This is a genomic window from Effusibacillus sp. SKA8 (assembly GCF_058273125.1).
Map to the genome: position 1 here is coordinate 409508 of NZ_JBZCSF010000001.1, position 19619 is coordinate 429126.

A 19619-nucleotide genomic window follows, 5' to 3' on the forward strand; every position below is an offset into this window, starting at 1 on the left:
CTATTAAATTAAATTTATTTTAATGAAAGGCGGGTGATCGCAGATGCAGTTCCTTTGTCGGTTACATCGATCACAACGGCGTTTAACACGGCAGGACCCGATTCGACTTCGAATCGAACCGGCATTTGGGTCAGAAAGCGCTGCAACACTTGCTCCTTTTTTATGCCGATAATCCCGTGAATGGGTCCGCACATCCCGACATCCGTCAAATACGCCGTGCCGCCGGGCAAGATTTGTTCATCCGCGGTTTGCACGTGGGTATGAGTGCCGATCACCGCCGACACACGGCCGTCGACGTAATGGGCAAACGCCAACTTTTCGGAGGAAGCCTCCGCATGAAAATCGACAAACACATGTTTCGTTTCGGAGCCAATCTCCTTCAGGATTTCATCGATGACCGTGAAAGGCGAATCAAAATCCCCCATGAACACGCGGCCGAGCAGGTTGACAACAGCCACCCGGAAGGAACCCGCTTTGACCAGCGTATACCCGCAACCGGGCGTTCCTTTCGGATAATTGGCGGGCCGTACAATCCGTTTTTCTTGATCGATATAGCCGAAGATTTCGCGGCTGTCCCAAACGTGGTTACCTGTCGTCAGAATATCGACGTTGGCGTCAAAAAGCTTTTCGGCAAGCTTTGGGGTCAATCCGCGGCCGTTTGCCGCCAAATTCTCGGCGTTGGCAACAACCAGGTCGGGGCGGTACTCATCAAGCAAGCCGGACAGTCTTTCAGCGACAACCATTCGCCCGGGCTGTCCAACAATATCACCGAGAAACAAAATTCGCATTCCGCACCTCCCGCGACCTGAAAACGTCTTCGGCCTTTCTGAAAAGATATCATGAAACATATGTTATATCAAAGCGGACGGTTGTATACAAAAACCTTTCCGCCGTCCCGATAGGCAACGATCTGTTTGTCCTCCACAAGAATATCACGATGCCCCAGCAAACGGTCAATCAATTCTTCTTGTGTTTTTTTGTCTGCTTCATCAACCGCCAGCGGGTCAAGCGCCACTTCATCCGAAAAATGCCGAAGCAAAATCGTCGTCACAAGATAAATTTCAGCGGTGCTGATTTGATTGATCAGTTGTTGGTATGTAACTAAAGTAAGTTCTTCCAGTTGGGTGAACTTCAATTTCCCCATCGGAGCAAACTGCCGATCCAGCAGCGTACACGCTTCAAAGTGGGCGGTCAGGTCTGCCAGGCAGGCGGTTTGCTTTGCGTTGTCCAACTGTCCTTGCAAAAAAAACGAAAAAATCAACGACTGGCTTTCCGGTTCAAACCGGACGGAAGAGACTTCCGGATAGCGGATCAACATGGAAATTAACAGATGAGTCGCCGGAGACTCGTGTTTCTGCATCGGCATGACATTCACTACTTTCTTTAGTCTAACTGACAATTTCAGTGATGCTTCTTCGTAGGTATTCGCTTTTGACGGAAAAATTCCTTCAGGGAATTTAAAGAAAAAACCGACGAAAAAACAGGACAGCCTTAGCGGCTGCCCTATTTTGCGTATTCGACTGCTCTGGTCTCTCGAATGACCGTAACTTTAATTTGCCCAGGATAATCCAGTTCAGACTCGATTTTCTTGGAAATCTCCCTAGCGACGCGTACCGATTCTGCGTCGTCAATCAGCTCGGGTTTTACAATGATTCGAATTTCACGACCCGCCTGGATGGCGTACGATTTTTCAACGCCTTCAAAGGATTCGGCGATTTCTTCCAATTTCTCAAGACGCTTCAAGTAAATATCCAGCGTTTCCCGACGTGCTCCCGGTCGGGCAGCGGAGATTGCGTCCGCCGCAGCCACAATCACCGAAATCGGAGAGGTAAATTCGATGTCTCCGTGATGAGCGCCGATTGCATTGATGACCACAGGGTGTTCTTTATATTTCTTTGCAAGGTCAACCCCGATTTCCACGTGTGAACCTTCCACTTCATGCGTGATCGCTTTTCCCACATCGTGCAAAAGGCCTCCGCGACGCGCCAAGTTCACGTCAAGTCCCAACTCTGCAGCCATAAGTCCCGCTAAGTGAGCGACTTCAATCGAGTGTTTTAACACGTTTTGACCATAGCTGGTGCGGTACCGCAAACGACCGAGAATTTTCACAAGATCGGGATGAATCCCGCTGACTCCCGTTTCAAAAGTCGCTTGTTCGCCCTCTTCGCGGATGCGATCGTCGATTTCTCGGCGGGCTTTTTCTACCATCTCTTCAATTCGGGCCGGATGAATGCGCCCGTCCGCCACCAGTTTTTCGAGAGCCACGCGGGCGACTTCCCGACGAATCGGATCAAATCCCGACAATATGACAGCTTCAGGCGTGTCATCGATAATCAAATCGATGCCTGTCAGCGTCTCGAGCGCCCGTATATTGCGCCCCTCGCGGCCGATAATCCGGCCTTTCATTTCATCGTTTGGCAGGGATACCACGGAAACGGTCGTTTCTGCCACATGATCGGCAGCACATCGTTGAATCGCGGTTGCAATGATTTCTTTCGCTTTCTTTTCCGCTTCATCTCTCGCTTGCTGTTCAATCTCCTTCATCAAGATCGCAGCTTCATGTCGACATTCTTTTTCCACATTGGACAGCAAAATTGACTTTGCCTCTTCTTGAGTAAGCCCGGAGATTCTTTCCAATTCGGCAACTTGCTGCTTATACAATTCATCTACCTTTTCACGTTGCTCATCCACGAGGCGTTCCTTATTCGCCAACGATTCAGCACGTTTCTCTATCGCGTCGGTCTTCCGGTCAAGCGTTTCTTCCTTTTGGAGCAAACGACGCTCCAGTCGCTGAATTTCGTTGCGCCGTTCACGAATGTCTTTTTCCGCTTCGGCACGCAGCTTGTGAACTTCCTCTTTTGCTTCCAGTATCGCTTCTTTCTTCCTGGCTTCCGCTTCCTTGTTCGCCTCTTCCAGGATTTGCGAGGCACGCAACTCGGCAGCAGCCATCTTCCCTTCCGCAACATTGCGCCGCCAAAGGTACCCGATGCCGATCCCCGCAACCAGCGCAAGGGCAGAAAACAGTATTGCAGGCAAAAATGACATTCTTCAATGCCTCCTAGCTCAGATATGATCAAAACCCTGAGCCATGAGACGCAGCCTTGCCGTCGCGGGCAAGGATTCAAATCGGTAATCAAGCATTGCCATTTGGCAAAGACCATTAAAGCTTCGCATACGCATTTTTAATTGTAGCCTTAGCGTAAATCGATGTCAAGAAAAGGTAGCCGCACGTGACAGCCATGCGGGTTTCTTGCGGCTACGATTGCCTCCACTGCCGGATGACCGCACGGATGGTGGAGCCGGAAAAGCCGTTACGGGCCAGGAAACGGCCGATTTTCCCTTCAAGTTCCTTGTTTTTTTGCGGATCGTCCGTTTTTGCAAAAGCGGATTTTCGCGATACAAGCCGGTTTGCCGCTTCCGTCTCATCGTCATAAGCGGCCAGCGCATGTTCGATCGTCTCGCCGGCAATCCCTTTCTGCTGCAGTTCCCAACGGATCATTCGTTTTCCACGCGGCTTCGACTGTAACCGGTTGCGAACGAAGTCGGACGCAAACCGCTCGTCGTCCAGATACCCGTACGACTCCAGGTGCTTTACGGCATGTTTCGCCGTTTCCTCATCAAAGCCTTTTCTGCTCAGATAGTCCATCACCTGTTGAATGCTGCGTGCTCGCAAAGACAGATATTTAACGGCCAGTTCGCATACGTCCAGACAGGTCTCTTCCTGTTGCCAACGCGCTATATCCTCCTCCGTTACCGACATCCCAGCACGCAGACCGAGGCGAAAGGCCAGTTCCCGCCGCAAGCAGAGTGCGAACTGGCCGTCTATAAAAATGCTCACCCTGTCCGGATGAGCATTTTGTGTTTGAATGGCCGTAACGGTACGCCTGGGTTTATTCATCAAGAAACTCCTCTTCCTCGTCCGCAAAACCGCCGACAGACAGCGGGACCGGAGTTCCGACCTTGTACGCTTCGCGGATTCTTTGTTCAATTTTGTCCGCAATAGCCGGATTCTCTTTTAAAAACTGCTTGGCGTTTTCACGTCCCTGTCCCAGGCGTTCGTCTTCGAACGAGTACCAGGCGCCGCTTTTGGTAATGATGTCAAGGTCGGAACCCATGTCGATAATCGTTCCCTCGCGGGAAATCCCTTCCCCGAACATAATATCCACATCAACCGATTTAAAGGGCGGAGCCACCTTGTTTTTGACCACTTTCACCTTCGTGCGGTTCCCGACGAGTTCGTTCCCCTGCTTAATCGCTTCCGCTCGGCGCACTTCCAGGCGAATGGAGGAGTAAAACTTGAGAGCCCGTCCGCCGGTGGTGGTTTCCGGATTGCCAAACATAACCCCGACTTTTTCCCGGATTTGGTTGATGAAGATCGCGATCGTTTTGGACTTGGAGATTGCGCCCGACAGTTTCCGCAGCGCCTGGGACATCAGCCGCGCTTGCAAACCGACGTGCGCGTCGCCCATCTCCCCTTCAATTTCGGCCTTTGGCACAAGAGCGGCAACCGAATCGATGACAATAATATCGACAGCACCGGAACGAACCAACGCCTCCGCGATTTCAAGCGCTTGTTCCCCGGTATCCGGCTGGGCAATCAGCAACTCGTCAATATTGACGCCCAAATTTCGCGCGTAAATCGGGTCCAACGCATGTTCGGCATCAATAAAGGCGGCTTGTCCGCCGCGCTTTTGAACCTCCGCAATGGCATGCAGCGTAACGGTGGTCTTACCCGATGATTCGGGTCCGTACACTTCGATGATCCTACCGCGGGGAAACCCGCCGACTCCCAATGCAATGTCGATTGCCAGCGAACCGGACGAAATCGTTTCCACATTCATCACGTTGGCTGCCTCGCCGAGTTTCATGATGGACCCCTTGCCAAATTGTTTCTCAATCTGACGTAACGCCATATCAAGCGCAGTTTTACGGTCGCTCACCCTCATATCTCTCCTTTTTCAACTTTTTCAACAAAAATCACCATAGTCGCTTTCGTTTCGTTGTTACTTTCGTTTCGGATGTCTTGAATTCCTGCTCCCATCTTACATCACGCACCACAAAAAAGCAAACATTTGTTCCGTAAAATAATATGTAATTCTATTGTTGTAATTGCAATAATACACAAAAAAAGCAGAATGTGCAAGAGTCAGCATCCTGCTTTTTTGGGAATCCGCATTCAGCTGCGGGAAATCCGTTCTCGCGGGCGTGCCGGTTCCAGATTGACGCGGGAACCGTTCATGCGCGACTGGCGCAACGATTCAAACACAAACGGCGCGGATTCCTGTTCGACCTCAAGGAAAGTAAATTTGTCGAAAATGTCGATTTTACCGATCGCCTGCCCCGGAATGCCCGCTTCTTCCGAGATAAATTTGATCAGATCGGCAGGGCCGATTTTTGCGCTGCGTCCGATATTCATAAAGAAACGCACCATGCCGGGGGCGGCGCCGGTATCTCCGAAATCGTAATCCTGCCGCTCTTCCAATTGCAGGTCACCGGCGCTTAATTTCAACGCGGCTGCCGCCAAATCGACCGGATCGAATTCATCGACCAGATTTCCCAAAATCGCCCTGTAGTGGGCAAGCCCCCCTTCTTGTACGGCGGACCGCAGGCGTTCACGCCACATCTCCGCCTGGCGCTCGGCGACATCCGCAAGAGACGGCACTTCCCGCGACATCATTTTCGCTTTGGTTTCCTTTTCGATCGTTTTTAACAGCTTGAACTCCCTCGGCGTTACCAATGTGATCGCAAGACCCCGCTTACCCGCGCGGCCCGTTCGCCCAATCCGGTGCACGTAGGATTCCGGATCCTGCGGAATATCGTAGTTTACGACATGGGACACGTTTCCGACGTCAATTCCGCGTGCTGCCACATCGGTAGCGACCAACAACTCGATTTCTCCGTTGCGAAATTTCTTCATTACGCGATCCCGCTGCGCCTGCGACAAGTCTCCGTGCAGGCCGTCCGCCATGTATCCCCGCGCGATCAAGGCCTCCGTCAATTCGTCGACGCCACGTTTCGTCCGGCAGAATACAATTCCAAGCTGAATGTCTTCGCTGTCGATAATTCGGCATAAACTTTCCAGTTTGTTGCGTTCCAGCACCTTGTAATACACCTGTTCGATCAATGGCACCGTGACTTCGCCCCGGTTGATCGTCACATTGACCGGATCTTTCATATAGCGGTTCGCCAGTTTTTTCACCGGGTCCGGCATTGTGGCGGAGAATAAAAGCGTTTGCCGGCTTTTTGGAGTCTCCTGTAAAATCGCCTCAATATCGTCAATAAATCCCATGTCGAGCATTTCGTCCGCTTCATCGAGTACAATCGTCTGCAACTTTTCCAGTTTTAGCGTGCCCCGGTGAAGATGGTCGAGGACACGCCCCGGCGTTCCAATCACAATATGTACCCCTTGTTGAAGCGCCTTGATCTGGTGTCCGATGGACTGCCCCCCGTAAATGGGAAGCGTGCGCACCCGTTTATAGCGTGCGATTTTCCGGAGTTCACCGGCGACTTGAATCGCCAGTTCCCGGGTTGGCGTCAGAATCAACGCTTGCACATGCCGGGCGGCTGTCGCCATCTCAACGAGCGGAATCCCAAAGGCAGCCGTTTTGCCGGTGCCGGTTTGCGCCTGTCCGATTACGTCCTTCCCGCTCAACACCACGGGGATGCACTGCGCTTGAATCGGAGAGGGTTCTTCAAACCCCATTTCATCGATCGCCTGCTGTACTTTTTTGTTCAATCCGAGATCTGCAAAAGTTGTCATTTTATCACCTTTCTTGTTCTATTGCAAACGTTTTACCAGTAGATACAAAGCGTTTTTGGCGGAACGAATGCGGATTTGCTGCCTGTCCCCCGGAAAACGAAACGCTTTTGCCTCAGTCCCGTCAGGACCGGTAACAGCTACATAAACCAGGCCAACCGGCTTTTCGGGTGTACCGCCTCCCGGCCCGGCAATCCCCGTGATGGCAATTGCCCAATCCGCACCTGAACGCAGTCTTGCCCCCTCCGCCATTGCCCGGGCGCACTGCTCCGAAACGGCTCCGTGCGTGTGCAGTAACTCTGCCGCTACACCCAACTGTTCTTTTTTTGCGTCGTTATGATAGGTCACCCAGCCTTGCTTGAAATATCCGGAACTCCCGGGAATATCGGTGATCATGGAAGCAAGCATCCCACCGGTGCAACTTTCGGCCAGGGCAAGTGTTTCCCCCCGTTCCGCCAATCGTTTGCCTACCGCGACCGGCAGGGTTTCGTCATCAACTCCGTATATATAGTTTCCCAAACGTTGGCGCAACCGCTCTTCCACCGGGGCGATCAACGCAAACGCTTCCGCCTCCGACTGCGCTTTGGCCGTAATCCGCAGGGTCACTTCCCCTTCCGATGCCAGTGGAGCGACAGTCGGATTGGTCTGGCTGCTTAAAATGTCAGTCACTTTGTGTTCCACAGCAGACTCGCCAATGCCGAAAATTCGCAAAATACGGGAGCGAATCGTCATTTTTTGGCCGATGACGGAACGCAAAATGGGCATGACTTGGTCGGTTACCATGGACCTTAACTCTGTCGGCGGGCCCGGCAACAGAAAATAATGGCGTCCGTCCGCTTCCAGATATTGTCCGGGCGCCGTTCCCCTCGGATTTTCCAAAAACCGGCCACCTTCGAGCAACATGGCTTGTTTGCGGTTGTTCAGTGGCATTTCACGTCCGAGTTGCGCAAAAAACCGCTCGAGTTTTTGCAGTTCACCCGGATCCAACCGCAACCCGCACCCCAGAAAATCGGCCACCGCCTCGCGCGTCAAATCATCCTCAGTCGGCCCCAATCCCCCGGTGAGTATAATCACCTCCGAGCGCGAATGGGCAATCGCAAGCACTTGTTGGATCCGTTCCTTATTGTCGCCAACCGCTTGATGAAAATAAACGTTGACCCCTTCTAGAGCGAGTTTGTCGGATATGTATTGCGCGTTGGTGTTTGCGATTTGCCCCAAAAGAAGTTCCGTGCCGACACCGATAATTTCCGCCCGCACACATCTCCCTCCTCAACAGTCACGCCCAACGAAGCGACGCAAGCCATCCGCTCCGTAGAAACCTGAAAGCCGGTATTCCCTTATTCCACAGGCCCTCAAATGGAGCAGGAAAAGGAAGATAGGTGCCTATCTTCCCTTCCGTTACATTCGGCCGCTGTAGATCACATGCTTGTTCTTCCAGAGATAATCGATCCCGGACCAAATGGTCACGAAAACAGCCAAGTACACCATAAAATCATCAAATCGGATCCCGAGATAGGAAAACGGAAAATTATTCAGAATCAAAGCGGAAATTGCAATAATTTGCAAAGCGGTTTTCAGTTTGCCAAGCTTGCTGGCAGCCAGAATCACCCCTTCCGCCGCGGCGATCGTCCGCAGGCCAGAAATCACAAACTCCCGAAAAATAATGATGATCGCCGCAATCGCCCCGACCCGGTGCATTTCCACAAGCGACACCAAGGCCGCCGTCACCAACAATTTGTCCGCCAACGGATCGAGAAATTTACCGAAATTGGTAACCATTTTCCGTTTGCGGGCAATATAGCCGTCAAGCCCGTCTGTAGCCGCGGCGATGACAAAGATCAAAGCGGCTACAATTTCGCTAACCGTAGTTGTTTGTCCGCCGATCGTAAAGCCTCCGAAGTCGAAACGGACGAGCAAGAACAAGAGGATAACCGGAATCAGAAATATCCTGGCTATCGTGATACGGTTAGCCAAATTCACTTTATACACACTCCCCTGCCAAGTCAAAATCGTAGGAATGGGTGATCCGGACGTTTACCATCTCGCCGACTCCCATTTTCCGGTTGCCGGTTACAAACACCTGGCCGTCAATTTCCTTTGCGTCATATTCGGTTCTCCCGATGTAAACACCGGGATTCTCTTCATCAGGACGCTCAATCAAGACTTTCAACACGCGTCCTACCCGTTGCCCGTTTCGTTTTGCGGCAACTTCGCGCCCCACTTCCATCAAAATGCTGGCTCGCCGTTCTTTCACGTCCTGCGGAACCTGCCCCTCCATTTCGGCCGAAGGCGTCCCTTCCTCAGGGGAATAAGTGAACACCCCAATCCGGTCAAACCCGATTTCCCTTACAAAACGGCAGAGGTTTTCAAAATCTTGCTCCGTTTCCCCCGGGAACCCGACGATAAACGAGGTACGCAAAGCGACATCCGGAATCCTGTCACGGATTTTCTCCACCAACTTCCGGATTTGCGCCTGCTGGCCGGGGCGGCGCATCGCTTTTAAAATATGGTCTTCCGAGTGCTGCAACGGCATATCGATATACTTGGCCACTTTCGGCAGGCACGCGAACGCTTCGATCACCTCGTCCGTAAAAAAACCAGGATAAGCGTAATGCAGACGGATCCATTCCAATCCTTCCACATTGTTCAACGCTTCCAGCAGGCCGTGCAGATTCCGTTTCCCATACACGTCAAGCCCATACTGGGTGGAATCCTGGGCGATCAACATGATTTCTTTGACGCCCTGTTTGACCAACGATTTCGCTTCCGCCACGACCGATTCAATCGGGCGGGAACGGAATTTGCCGCGCATCTGCGGAATGGCGCAGAACGTGCAGGAGTGATCGCAACCTTCCGCAATCTTGACATAGGCGGACACGCCGCCGGTCACCAAACGGGGAGTGAGTTCGTCATACAGGTAGACCGGATTGCCGAGAAACTGCGGCTTTTCGCCCCCGTTAACCGCGATGTCAATCAATTCGCCAATCCTGTAATATTCCCCCGTCCCTACAATCCCGTCAATTTCCGGAATCTCCCGAATCAATTCGTCCTGGTACCGCTGGGCCATGCAACCGGCGACCAGCAATGCCTTACATGATCCTTCCTCTTTGTATCCCGCCATCGACAGGATGGTTTCCACCGATTCCGCTTTGGCCGCGTCGATAAATCCGCACGTGTTTACTATGATTATATCCGCCTCATCCGGGTTTTGAACGATTTCATACCCTTTTTTCGCGACCAGCCCCATCATCACTTCCGAATCCACAAGATTTTTTTCGCATCCCAACGTCACAACCGCCAGTTTCCGGTTCATGGTTTCCCCCATCCTAAATATCAAAGGCCCGGTTTGCGAACGCAATCCAGACCGATCCCCCGAAATTTCCAGTGATTCACATACTTTAACATTATCAAAGTATATACGAAAGGATGGTGGAAGTCAAAGTCAGGAGCGGTAATTGGTAAACTGCAGCTCGATCGGCAGATCCTGCTTCTTCAAGAGTTGGATAACCTCCTGCAGATCGTCGCGACTTTTGCCGGAAACCCGCACCTGGTCTCCCTGAATGGCCGCTTGCACTTTCATTTTTGAATCTTTGATCAGCTTCACGATTTTCTTTGCGTTTTCTTGGTCGATGCCCTGGACCAATTTGACGGTTTGCCGGACGGTCCCCCCGGCAGCCGGCTCGATTTTGCCGTATTGCAGCGACTTCAGTGAAATTTGCCGCTTGATCAGTTTCGATTGCAAAACATCGTTGACCGCGTTTAACTTGTACTCGTCGTCACCGATTAAGACGATTTCCCCGTCTTTCAATTCAATGGAGCTTTTACTGCCTTTAAAGTCGAAGCGCGATTCGATTTCTTTGCACGCCTGATTAACCGCGTTCTTCACTTCCTGCATATCGACATTCGAAACAATGTCAAACGATGCTTCTTTTGCCATGCGATTCCCTCCTGGCTATTTCTTTTGGAACCAAAACTCGTACCGGTCTTTTACCTGTTCCAGTTCGACGGGTATGTCATTCACTTTAACGGTCAAAGCCGGCGAAAAACCGGCCACCACAATCACCTCATCGGTCCCTTCGAACTTCAGAGCGGTTCCTTTAGGCGCCACATTGCTGTATTTTTTTACCTTGTCCGCCGTAATGTCGAGCCAACAGTTCCCGTTTTCCGTATTGATCTCCAATTTGATCACCGGGTCGGCAACTTTATAAATCGACTTGCCACTTTCCTTTGCTACGGGTTTTAACGGCTCCGCAGGTTTCTGCTGTTCCGTGGGGTTCGGTTCGGCAGTCGGCGTTGCGGCCGCCGCCGGAGTTTGCGTTTGCGGGAGAGGCGGTGGTTGAAGCTGCGAAGTCTGCGGGGCAGGCGTTCCCCCCCGGTTTGCAAGGAACCAGTAGCCGACACCCACGATCCCGATGATGGCCAATCCCATCAACATTTGTGGCAAATGGCGGTTTTCCCGCCGGGAGTGCGACTGCATCTGCCGCCGGGAAGGGCTGACGCTCCGGGCTTCCGCCCCGGCAGTCTGCGAATTTACAGGTTCGGCCACTGCAGGTTTTTCTGCCAAAAGCCCGTATTCCCTGAGCAGAACCTGCCCGTCCAACCCGAGCGCATCCGCATAATTTTTGACAAATCCCCGTGCATACACCAATCCCGGAAGAATCGACAAGTCTCCCTCTTCAATCGCCTGGAGGTAGCGTTTCCGTATTTTGGTGCGTTCCTCGATCTCGTCGAGGGTCAGATTTTTGTCTTCACGAGCAGTTTTTAAAATACGTCCGAGTTCTTTCAAGATCACAGCCTCCTTCAGCTTGATCTGCCCACCCGTTTTCTTCAAACGCCTGCAATCACCCGTTAGCTGATGTCAAACGAAGTAAATCCGGTCTGAACCGTATCGTATGTAATCACTTCGTCGTCCGTATTGCGCAGTTCGATGACCCGATCGAAAATGTCCCACCCGTATTCCGTTTCACGAACGAAAATATCCGGATGTTCAATGACTTTCGGCACGTCCATCCGCATGATCTCCCTGACCAGCGCCCGGTGCTGTTCGGTAGCCCGCAGTGTCGAGACGATGCCGTCAAGGATATAAACCATGTTTTCGGACGCAAGTTCGTCCTCCGCAAGGGTATGCCTCACCGTCTGGCGCAAAAGAGTTGACGAGATAAAGGACCACCGTCTGTTGGCGTAGACGCTGGCGGCGACGATGGATTCCGTTTTTCCCACCCGCGGCATACCGCGGATTCCGATGACCTGATTCCCTTCTTTTTTCAGTAGTTCGCCGAGAAAATCGACAAGAATTCCCAATTCGTCACGAACAAATTTATAAGTTTTCTCGTTTTCCGACTCGCGGCGGATAAAACGGCCGTGCCGCAGGGCAAGGCGGTCGAGTAGCGTCGGTTGCCGCAAAGCGGTTATGGTGATGTTTTCGATTGTACGAAGCATCGCACGCAACACCGCGATTTTTTGCCGGTCGTTGGTGCGGATCAAAAAACCGCGTCGCTGATCTTCGACCCCGCTGATCGTCACAATGTTAATCGACAGCATTCCCAAAAGCGATGCGATGTCTCCCAACAGCCCCGGGCGGTTTTTGTGGATGTGATATTCCAGATACCATTCTTCCATACGAGTACCCCTTGTCAGGATGGATTTTTCCTTGTGCCCTCTTTGGCGTCATCAGGCGGCTTGATAAAGTTGTCCGGCTGGATCGTACCGCTGCGCAGTCCGTCTTCCACGCCTTTTTTGCGGTTGAGCAGATCGGGAGGGAACGCCTCGGGGCGCAAGTCAAAAAACATGGAAACCGATACAGCAACCGAATTCTTTTCTTGCCAAGAATTATTCAACAGAGCTTGCACCTCTTCCTGCACCCCTTCCGCAAAAAACGGCTTTGGCCAAGCGATCACACTGGAATAAGGTTTTGGCACATCGTGCATCGAAAAGAACCGCTTGCCGCTCGCATGAAGTTTCCCCATCTGGTCGGCCGTGACGGGATCAAGCAAAACGAAGATCCGGGCCGGCAACGCTTTGAGCCGGACAGGCCCCTCCGGTCCCGCTGCGGCGTCGAGGGTGATCACGACCGGATTCACGGAACTCCCCGCATAATGAACGCCTTCCAGCAACCCTTTCCACTCCGGCGATTCGGCAGTCCTTTGCGTTTTGACGATCACCCCAACCGGTTCTTGCGGCGAAACGCTCGCCAGTAAAAAACCTGCCACAAACGACTGGAACTCCCGGTTGACCGTCACGTACCGGACCGATTTCGAATCGGTGCCGGAGGCGATTCCAACCAGACTGAATTTTCTGTCGGGATGGGCATTGGCAAGCTCCATGACCGCCTCTTTGTATCTCGCTTCCGTTACGATCAGGTCGAGATCCTTATTGGAAGCAAGAGCTGCCAAAGCCTCCCTCGCTTTTGCATCGTCATCCGTCGCTTGAATGTCGAACACCACACCCGACTCGTTCAGCGTTTTTTGCGTAAAATCAAGAATCTCCTTTGAGCCCGCCAACGATTTTGTTCCGACAATGGCCACCGCGACTTTCCTTTTGCTCGGTTTCATCGCGGACAGATCGGGCGAGTGGCAGCCGGCGGAAACCAAAGAGACCGTCAGCAGAAAAGCGATTCCACAGCTCGTCAAAATGCGTTTCATCGGCACAAACAACTCCCGGTCGAATCATCTCTTTTTTCTGGCCAGGCCGAGTGCGATCCCAAAGGTGAGCAACACTACCAATACGAACGTCAAAGCTTGAAAGAATTCCAAACTCGTATCCTCCTGATAAGCCCGAACGGCACCCCAAAAATGTCCTGCATCCCCATTTATTATGCCATATTCCCCATCGTCCGCCAAATCCAAATCAAAAACCCGGCGGAAATCACTTTCCGTCGGGTGGTATCCATTTTCGAAGTACGGAGCGCACCAGATCAATCCCAATCGCAAATCCGATCCCCTGCGAACTTTGTGACACTGCGGTATTGATGCCAATGACTTCTCCGTGTAAATTGAACAAGGGGCCTCCGCTGTTTCCCCGGTTGATCGCCGCATCCGTTTGAATCAAATGTTTGTAGTGCCTATTCCCGATCGTCAGCGGCCGGTCTACCGCAGACACTACCCCCACTGTCACCGAATGTTCAAGTCCAAGCGGATTGCCGATTGCCATCACCCACTCGCCAGGACGCACCTCACCGGAGGAACCGAGGCGCAGAGCCGGGGTATTTGCCGGCAACGAGGTCTGGAGGAGTGCAATATCCAGCTTGTAGTCCGTTTTGACGACTTTCGCGGGAACCGGCTCCTTTTCTCCGTTGAAACTGACGAGAACCGCGTCCGCCCCCTGTATCACATGCTGGTTTGTCACGATATACCCTCTTTTATCGCAAACGAAACCCGTTCCAACATTTGTCACTTCTTTTTGCTGTTCCGGAATCATCAATTCGAACCCACCGAAAAAAGGGATTCGCCGCTGCCGGTGTTCCTGGATCACTTCGATCAGCACCACCGCCCGTTTGAACCGTTCGGCGATTTCCGCAAACACATTGAAAGACGTAGGTCGAACAGAACGAGCGTTGCTTTGTGTGCGCGGAAATTTCGGTTTCGTTTGTTTGCTCTTGCGCACCCGCCCTCACCTCAATCTTGTGAGATGTACTATCCTATTCGGAAAAAAAGGACGGGGTGAGCCCATTCCGCCTTGCGTGAAACCGTCAGCCAGGACTTGAACCGGTCGGCGCGGGTCGCGGCATTCAACCGTTCTGCTGCAAGCAAGAAAGAATCCTGTCGGCGGCGCGAATCCCGGAACGGACCGCCCCTTCCGAACACCCCAGTTCCAAGTAATCACCAGCCAGATGAATCCGATTGTTGCGGCTGTGCCATCGCTCCGCCAAACCGCCGACCTGCCGGATGAAGCCGGGGCGGAATTTCGGAATTGCGCTCTCCCACCTCCAAATCTGCATGTCTTCGATTTTGGCCCGCAATGCCGGCATGATCCCTGCCAGTTCGCAGGCCGCTTTTTCCATCAGTCGACCATCGGAGAGGTGTTGCAACGCCCTGTAGGCTTTGTCTGTCAGCATCACATTCCACACCCTGTTGTGAATCACTCCGCCGGCAAGAATCGAATCGTACTTGGGCGGTACGCTGAATCCGAAAATCGGCCGACACACCGCTCCCTCCATCCGAATCGACACGACCGCCGTTCCCGCGTATTCGACCGTTCCCAGCAGACCGGCAGCCTCAGGGCGAAAGTGACCAATGTCGACCAACTGCGAAACCTGATCCCCCGGAACGGCCAATATCCCGTACCGGGCATAAATCCGCTCGCTTCCCCCTTTTCCCCGGACCGTGACGCAAACGGCATCACCAAGGGGTTCGACCGCACGCACCTCGTCTCCCGTCCTGACCGGTATGCATTGCGCCAACGTCCCGATCAACCGCGACATTCCTCCTTCCGGCCGGTAAATGCGCTGTGACGGCGGCGGGCCGAAATGGGCGAAAAAATGATGCGCCGAGCCGTCGGCCGGATCGCTGAAAAACATCGTCCGGTAATACGGCGCAATGAGATAGTCGTAGATTTCAGGCGCAAACCGTTTTGCATATTCCCGTAACTCCTGATCCTCCCCGCGTGCCAGCAACGCGTCCCAAACCAACCGAAAAACTTCACACCTGACACGCCACGGCACTCCCGGCAGGTTCAACAACAGCGACCAGCGGTCATACCGGGCCCGTTTCCATTCCTCCCCCACCCGCATCTGCAATAAAAAAGGGACGGGAAGCAAGGGTACCTCAAGGCTTTTCGCCAACCTTCGGATCATCCTGAATTTGCCGGCAAAAAATTGCGCTCCCAGCTCGTGGCGCTCCGCTTCGCCTTCCTTCCATTCACGCGTCCACAGGCGTCCTCCCAAACGATGCTCTTTTTCCAATACCAGCACATGCGCTCCCTTATCGGTCAACCGTCTGGCGGCCGCCAATCCCGCCAGCCCCGCTCCGATGATCACCACGTCCAACATCGCAAACTCCCTTCCAAAAGAAAAAGGACTGCTGTTACAGTCCCCAGTGTGAAACCCATTTATTCCGCCGCTTGCGCCCCGACTGGTTTCGCCTCTTGCGCGGCCGGTTCCTGAGCGGGTTTGCCCGCATCCGCCGCGGGTTGCGGCTTTGAAAGCCTGTTCAAAAATTCCATGCCGCGCTCCAATTTGTAGTACAAATCCCTTGCTGTACGACCGCCAACCAACGCGTTGTTGCGGATGGCAAACGGAACATCGGCGCAAGTACCGCAAAGATGTTCGCCAGCACAGTCGACAATCTCGATTTTTTCGTCCGGATAGCGTTCCTTCAGAGCGTCATAGACGGATTGCGAATACAGTTCCAGGTTTTTTTTGCAGAATTTCAGAGACAGAGAAGACAACAGCGACATCCCCTTTTTTACGAACTACGTTCTCTTTTTATATTACATCATTTTGAATAATTGCATAAGACTCTTTTCCGCATGCCGGACAATGCAGCAGATGAACGCATTGCTGCGTGGCTTGTTCCGTCCGCGCCGACAGCTCGTAAGGGGAATAGGGACCCGCGTAATCCGTCGCTGGGCCGTCGTCGTCAAGCGAAATCCCGCAACGGGAGCAAAACGCTGCCAACCGGTTCAACCCGTTGCACAGAGGGCACACATGTTCCATGCCAACGCCTCCCTCAGACTTTATACTTCACCCCGTACTTTCCTGTTCGCGTTCTGAAAATATGCACCATCGGTTCGCGGTTGCCGGACAGGGATTGATCGTCCCGCACGCACATCGCCACATATTGGGCCATCGATCGACTGTCATACAGTCTCGATTCGTACATCCAGCACCCCATATCGGATCTCCTTCCACAGATGGGCTTCCTTTTTGTAGTATGAACCAAAAACCCCTTGGCCATGAGACCCTTACAATCACCGGTTATCTTCTCCTTCGTCGGAAGAGAGTACGGCATCGATACGACCGATAATGATGTCTGTCAGAACCGGATGAGTTCCCAAGGCTTCCGCCAAATGCAGGATTACACCCGGGTGCCGCCGCTGCGCTTCCGCCACCAATTCGGGCAAGTCTTCGCGGACATGGCTGCCCGCCAGTAGAAAATAAGGCACCACGATCACCCTGTCGGCACCTTTGGCGACACATAGATCAATCCCGGTGGAGACATCAGGCTCCGCCAGCTCAAGGTAAGCGGGTTGGACAACCTGATATTCCCCGTCTTGGCTTAACAATCGGGCCACCAGCAACAACGCTTCGTTGGCCGACTGCAGCCGGCTCCCGTGCGCAACCAATACGATTCCTGTTTTCATCCGCAAACCCCACTCCCTATTCTCCCACGAAAGTGGCGATTGGCTTTTACAATTTTTACGGCGCTACCACATCATATGGTTAACCGGCCGGATTCTTGCTAAACTATTGGTTACAGCAAGCCGCAAAGGAGATTTCGCATGGGTATCGTGATCGTGGAAGTATGCGAAGGCAACCCCGCAGCCTCGCTTGATCTTGAGGTACTGGAAGACGAATACGCCGGGATATCAGTCTTGCGAAGCGATTGTCTGGGTGAATGCAAGCTATGTTTGCAAAAATCATACGTTATGATCAACGGAAATATCGTTGCCGACAAAGATCCCGATTCCCTGATGATCCGGGTCCGGGCCAGGATCAAATCGGAACTGTCGGAATGGTCGTAAGCACTTATCCCGGAAATACGACTTCGACCTTGTAACCGGTATGTTTTTTAATGTTGAGCACTCCGTGATCGAGAATCAAATACTGGCCCTTGATTCCCAGCAAGCGTCCTGCGACGGTTTCCTGCTTGTCGAGGGACAAAGATTTGATTTTTTCAAGCGTCTCCAGGATGGGGTAGGTAAACTCGTGCAACTCCTGTTCGTCCAACAAATAAGCTTGAAATTCCGGCGGCAACAGGTTGCGGATTTGTTCGCGGATTTCCAGGAGATCCGCATCATCCACTCTGCCCGCCAGCATCTTGCGCCAGTCGGTTTTGTCGGGAATGTGCCGCGAGATAAAGGCTTCCATCTCGCCTGCCGCTTTCCGGGTCGGCACCTCGGCAATCGGGATGGCCCGTACCGCCCCTTGGTCGATCCACCTTGCTTTTCCCCTGCTCTTTCTCGTCAGCCCAACTTTTACGCCCGAGCTCAAAGCGAGGTACACATAATGCGGAGTCAAGCAGTTTGCCTCCGCAAACCCGTTGTCTCTGCATGTCCCGAGATGATGGTGGCACTGGTCGGGCTTAACAATGCACAGATCGCATTCCGCCAATTTCGTAAAACACGGGTAACAATATCCGTTGTTATACAGTTTAGTTACCTTTCGTCCACAGGCGCAACAAGCTTTTTCGCCGAGAAAGCGAATCTCGACCGCTTGTCCGATCCGCTCGTTCAACGGCATCCGGTTTTCGCCAAGCGGCAGGTAATATTGCACCGGTTCCAGCGGTTCATGCTCAAGATCCGACAAATAGCCCATAAATGACATTGGTTACAGTCCCCTCTCTTTCTCGCCGGTACAAGCCATCACATTCGGTTCAACCGAGAACCCGTTCCACGGCGGGAAGCTTATCGCATGTCGTAGCCTTGCGCCCCAAACGGTTTCGGGAGATTCTGCACATTGTCGAACAGAAACATCCAACCGCGGTCCGCTCTATACACCTGCATTCCGACTTTGTCATCCATCATGATCAGAATGAACAAATTCATGTTCGTTTTGAAATATGGGCTTAAATGTTCGTCATGAAACCGGAGATTGAGCACGCGGTGCTTGTCCTGCTGCGGCACGCGGACTCCGTCGCGGACAAGGTAGGTTTCAATCCTTTGTTCCGGCAGCAACTCCGATTTGTGATTGTTTTTCAGATATTCGTATACCTGCCGGGCCGCCTTTGCTTTACGGCTTGACTCAAGAATCAACGCGTAGTGCATATCCGGTACTCCTCGCTTACAATCTATCCTTTACCTTATCACAACTGCGAGGGAAATGGAATCCGCCATGAATTGACCGCTTGTTTCTGTTTTCAAATCGACTTATAGTCTGATTATGAACATGATCCAACCTTCAGCGAAAAATAAATGCGATTAGAGAGGTGCATCTCCTTTGGAAGATTATTACGATAAAAAAATGCAATGCCTATATTGCCAAAAACAATTCATCACAAAAAAATTAAGAAAACACAGTATAAGAATTGCAAAAAGAGACACCGACTTTTGCACATATTACGAGGGGGACAATCCTTTATTTTACGATTTTTACGTTTGTCCCGCATGCGGTTTGGCATTTACGGAGACGTTTTCAGCGATAAACGGCACCAAAAAGAATCGACTCGAAAATCAGTATTTGAACAAAATTGAAGTTGCTGATTTTTGCGGGAAAAGGACGGTTGCAGACGCATTAAAAGGTTACAAACTAACACTGTTGTCTGCATCGATCTTGGAAGAAAAGAAATTGATCCTAGCAAATTTATGTCTGAGAATCGCCTGGATCAATCGTTATTTAAACAACCGAAACGAAGAACAAAGATTTTTGGAATATGCTTTGAATGAATACGAAGAAATTTATCAAACGGAATCGATGAGCTCATTGCCGATTGAAGAAGGCAAATTGGTTTATCTGATAGGTGAATTGCACGCTCGTCTCAACCATTATGAGTCTACTAGAAGATGGTTCAGTTATCTTTTTACGGCGAAGCACATCGATCATAAATGGAAAAAATTAGGCAGGGATCGCTGGATCGATATAAAGGCTGCACACAAAACCATAACCGAAGATCCGAAAGGATTTTGAAGGAAAAACCGGCGGGCAATGACGGCAATGTCTTTTAAAATTTCATAAAAAGGGGCTCCCTGCGGTAAACCAACCAGATTA

23 protein-coding genes are annotated in these 19619 nt (G+C 52.0%); 2 read left to right on the top strand and 21 right to left on the bottom strand.

The genetic code is table 11. The annotated features are described in order from the left end of the window. Positions 1–14: 14 nt before the first annotated feature. From AC4ED1_RS02105 to AC4ED1_RS02195, 19 genes are all read right to left on the bottom strand, one after another. Positions 15–788, bottom strand: coding sequence for a TIGR00282 family metallophosphoesterase (locus AC4ED1_RS02105; protein ID WP_490935743.1), 774 nt, complete (start codon positions 786–788; stop codon positions 15–17). 68 nt (positions 789–856) lie between these two features. Next, complete coding sequence (locus tag AC4ED1_RS02110; protein ID WP_490935744.1) at positions 857–1366, bottom strand: hypothetical protein; 510 nt, start codon at positions 1364–1366, stop codon at positions 857–859. A gap of 137 nt (positions 1367–1503) precedes the next feature. Next, complete coding sequence (rny, locus tag AC4ED1_RS02115; RefSeq protein ID WP_490935745.1) at positions 1504–3045, bottom strand: ribonuclease Y; 1542 nt, start codon at positions 3043–3045, stop codon at positions 1504–1506. Positions 3046–3256: 211 nt separating this feature from the next. Continuing rightward, complete coding sequence (locus AC4ED1_RS02120; protein WP_490935746.1) at positions 3257–3898, bottom strand: regulatory protein RecX; 642 nt, start codon at positions 3896–3898, stop codon at positions 3257–3259. After that, a complete protein-coding gene (gene recA / locus AC4ED1_RS02125; protein ID WP_490935747.1) occupies positions 3891–4940 on the bottom strand; it encodes a recombinase RecA in 1050 nt (349 codons plus the stop codon). The genes AC4ED1_RS02120 and recA overlap by 8 nt, the downstream gene beginning before the upstream one ends. A gap of 236 nt (positions 4941–5176) precedes the next feature. After that, entirely contained in the window at positions 5177–6760 is a 1584-nt protein-coding gene (locus AC4ED1_RS02130) for a DEAD/DEAH box helicase (protein WP_490935748.1), read from the bottom strand. Positions 6761–6778: 18 nt separating this feature from the next. After that, entirely contained in the window at positions 6779–8014 is a 1236-nt protein-coding gene (locus AC4ED1_RS02135; protein ID WP_490935749.1) for a competence/damage-inducible protein A, read from the bottom strand. A gap of 141 nt (positions 8015–8155) precedes the next feature. Then, on the bottom strand, positions 8156–8737 hold the full coding sequence (gene pgsA, locus AC4ED1_RS02140; RefSeq protein WP_490935750.1) for a CDP-diacylglycerol--glycerol-3-phosphate 3-phosphatidyltransferase: 582 nt from the start codon (positions 8735–8737) through the stop codon (positions 8156–8158). Between the two features lies 1 nt (position 8738). Continuing rightward, on the bottom strand, positions 8739–10070 hold the full coding sequence (gene rimO, locus AC4ED1_RS02145) for a 30S ribosomal protein S12 methylthiotransferase RimO (protein ID WP_490935751.1): 1332 nt from the start codon (positions 10068–10070) through the stop codon (positions 8739–8741). Between the two features lie 129 nt (positions 10071–10199). Continuing rightward, positions 10200–10694, bottom strand: a complete 495-nt coding sequence (locus tag AC4ED1_RS02150; RefSeq protein ID WP_490935752.1) for a YajQ family cyclic di-GMP-binding protein — start codon at positions 10692–10694, stop codon at positions 10200–10202. A 15-nt stretch (positions 10695–10709) separates the two neighbouring features. After that, positions 10710–11549 carry a helix-turn-helix domain-containing protein gene (locus AC4ED1_RS02155; protein WP_490935780.1) on the bottom strand — a complete coding sequence of 280 codons (840 nt, stop codon included), beginning with the start codon at positions 11547–11549 and terminating at the stop codon, positions 10710–10712. 56 nt (positions 11550–11605) lie between these two features. Beyond that, positions 11606–12376: a DUF3388 domain-containing protein gene (locus AC4ED1_RS02160; protein WP_490935753.1), complete on the bottom strand. Its 771-nt coding sequence runs from the start codon at positions 12374–12376 to the stop codon at positions 11606–11608. A 14-nt stretch (positions 12377–12390) separates the two neighbouring features. Next, complete coding sequence (locus AC4ED1_RS02165; RefSeq protein ID WP_490935754.1) at positions 12391–13398, bottom strand: type 1 periplasmic-binding domain-containing protein; 1008 nt, start codon at positions 13396–13398, stop codon at positions 12391–12393. Positions 13399–13621: 223 nt separating this feature from the next. Next, positions 13622–14359 (bottom strand): S1C family serine protease, encoded by a 738-nt coding sequence (locus AC4ED1_RS02170; RefSeq protein ID WP_490935755.1) that lies wholly within the window; start codon positions 14357–14359, stop codon positions 13622–13624. A 124-nt stretch (positions 14360–14483) separates the two neighbouring features. Beyond that, positions 14484–15743 (bottom strand): protoporphyrinogen/coproporphyrinogen oxidase, encoded by a 1260-nt coding sequence (locus AC4ED1_RS02175; protein WP_490935756.1) that lies wholly within the window; start codon positions 15741–15743, stop codon positions 14484–14486. 59 nt (positions 15744–15802) lie between these two features. Then, positions 15803–16150 (bottom strand): DUF1450 domain-containing protein, encoded by a 348-nt coding sequence (locus AC4ED1_RS02180; RefSeq protein WP_490935757.1) that lies wholly within the window; start codon positions 16148–16150, stop codon positions 15803–15805. 28 nt (positions 16151–16178) lie between these two features. After that, on the bottom strand, positions 16179–16409 hold the full coding sequence (locus AC4ED1_RS02185) for a hypothetical protein (RefSeq protein WP_490935758.1): 231 nt from the start codon (positions 16407–16409) through the stop codon (positions 16179–16181). A 13-nt stretch (positions 16410–16422) separates the two neighbouring features. After that, positions 16423–16587 (bottom strand): hypothetical protein, encoded by a 165-nt coding sequence (locus AC4ED1_RS02190; protein ID WP_490935759.1) that lies wholly within the window; start codon positions 16585–16587, stop codon positions 16423–16425. A 76-nt stretch (positions 16588–16663) separates the two neighbouring features. Continuing rightward, entirely contained in the window at positions 16664–17056 is a 393-nt protein-coding gene (locus AC4ED1_RS02195) for a sirohydrochlorin chelatase (RefSeq protein ID WP_490935760.1), read from the bottom strand. Between the two features lie 138 nt (positions 17057–17194). On the opposite strand from AC4ED1_RS02195, the gene AC4ED1_RS02200 reads away from it, so the two are divergent. Further along, a complete protein-coding gene (locus AC4ED1_RS02200) occupies positions 17195–17437 on the top strand; it encodes a DUF1450 domain-containing protein (protein ID WP_490935761.1) in 243 nt (80 codons plus the stop codon). A gap of 4 nt (positions 17438–17441) precedes the next feature. Here AC4ED1_RS02200 and AC4ED1_RS02205 read toward each other — a convergent pair whose 3' ends face one another. Further along, on the bottom strand, positions 17442–18239 hold the full coding sequence (locus AC4ED1_RS02205; RefSeq protein ID WP_490935762.1) for a DUF2797 domain-containing protein: 798 nt from the start codon (positions 18237–18239) through the stop codon (positions 17442–17444). A gap of 80 nt (positions 18240–18319) precedes the next feature. Further along, entirely contained in the window at positions 18320–18679 is a 360-nt protein-coding gene (locus AC4ED1_RS02210) for a hypothetical protein (RefSeq protein ID WP_490935763.1), read from the bottom strand. 172 nt (positions 18680–18851) lie between these two features. Here AC4ED1_RS02210 and AC4ED1_RS02215 point away from each other — a divergent pair, with 172 nt between their 5' ends. Beyond that, the gene (locus tag AC4ED1_RS02215) at positions 18852–19538 is read left to right on the top strand and encodes a DUF2225 domain-containing protein (RefSeq protein ID WP_490935764.1); all 687 of its coding nucleotides are present in this window, start codon (positions 18852–18854) and stop codon (positions 19536–19538) included. Positions 19539–19619 lie beyond the last annotated feature (81 nt).